We start from the raw sequence: 1652 nt of genomic DNA on the forward strand, positions 1-1652 counted from the left end.
CGTCGACGCGCCCATCGCGACCGCGCCGACGCCGTCGAGGAACGCACCGAAGTCGCGGTCCGCGGGCGGCAGGTCGTAGAGCCAGTCGAGCTCGTCGTCCGGGCCGGCGACGAAGCCGTTCAGGCTGGAGGTCATCAGGTACGTCGTACTCATCGGGCTCCCCAGTTGAGGTAGGCGACATTGGCGAGGAGCCAGCCGAAGCCGATGGCCTGCTGGCCGTCGCGTTCCGGAGTCGGCTGGTTGCGGTTGTAGAGCGCCAGACAGTGAGCATGCACCCGCGGGTCCCACGGTGTCACCTGCATCCAGCGCGGAGCCTGGGCCGCGACGGACGGGCCGCCGAGGGTGCCGCCGCCGACGGTGGTGTGGATCGCGGGCAGCCCGTCGGCATCGGTCGCGGCGACGTTGCGGGTGAACGTCCGGGCGATCCGCTCCATGTCCCGACCGGTGAACGCCAGCTTCGCGCGGAACGCCCGTACGGCGAACTCGACGTCGATCGCGCCGTGGCTGATGTCCTCGAACTGGCGCGCTGGTCCGCCGGACGGCGTGAAGACCGAGATGTCGGTCGCCGGGTCCCCGGTCTTCGCGAACCCGTCGTAGATGTGACCGCCCGTCGGCCAGTAGTGCCACACGTACGCGTCCCCGCTGTCGACGGTCAGCTGCGCCGCGAGCATCCGCCCCATCGCCGCGACCTTCGCCCGGTACTCCGGGTCGCCGGTCACGAGGGCGAGCTCCACGAGCGTCTGCCCGAGCCCGACGGACTGGTTGATCGGCTGCTCACACCCGTCGTACGGCAGCGGCTGCGTCTTCGGCCAGACCAGGTACCCGCCGTCCTCGTTCATCCTGTACTCCCAGTCGTGGACGGCGACCGCCTCGCGGCAGGCACTCAGGTACTCGGAGGCCTTCCGCCAGTACCGCTTCCGCAGTACCGGCGAGCTCGCGACGATCCGGACGAACGCGGCGATCGGGTACGTGATCATGCCGGTGTGTACGGCGAAGATCACCGGCTTGCAGTGCATCTGGTAACTACCGAAGGCCGGTACGTCGCCCGGCCGCGAACCCCGATCGGACGCGGTCAGCTGCAGCGGACCGGGAGCGGCCGCGTAGATCCGGGTAACGGCATAGTCCGGGCTCCCCGGGTCGAGGGAGAGGTCGGTGTGCGTGACCGAGCGGTTCACCGAGGTGTTGTCGAGCCGGACCGTGAACGTGTCCGGCCGGCTTCCGGCGCTGACCGTGACCGTCGTGTCCTCGGCGTACGAGAGCGCCTCGCGCAGGTCGAGCAGCGGCCGACCGTTGCCGTCGGCAAGAGTCGCGTACCCGGTGGTGTACGGGTGGTCGGCGCGCCAGGCGGGCAGCGAGAGCCCGCGGTAGTCGGTGACGCCGCGGGCGCTGTCGCGGACGCCGAGGACCTGGTCGACGTTGTCGATCAGCCGGTCCAGGTAGTACGTGTCGCGGTACGTCTCGTACATCCGGACCAGGCCGAGCAGCACGTACGACTGGCTCCAGGCCAGCATGCCCGACCGGCCGTCGCGGTTGGAGTTGTCGTTCGGCTGGTCCGGCTGGCCAGGACCGCCCTTCTGGAACAGGCGGTCCCAGTCATCGAACGTCTTGCGTGCGGTGTAGTCGACCCCCTCAGCGTACGCCGGGACCGTGGT

General features: G+C 69.9%; 1 protein-coding gene. It reads right to left on the reverse strand.

The window, feature by feature from the left end; translation table 11 throughout:
* Positions 1–149: 149 nt before the first annotated feature.
* The coding region (locus VFF46_RS35185) for a hypothetical protein (protein WP_325041578.1) at positions 150–1652 on the reverse strand (1503 nt) is incomplete at its 5' end.

It is taken from the genome of Kribbella sp. (assembly GCF_035655035.1).
Lineage (GTDB): Bacteria > Actinomycetota > Actinomycetes > Propionibacteriales > Kribbellaceae > Kribbella.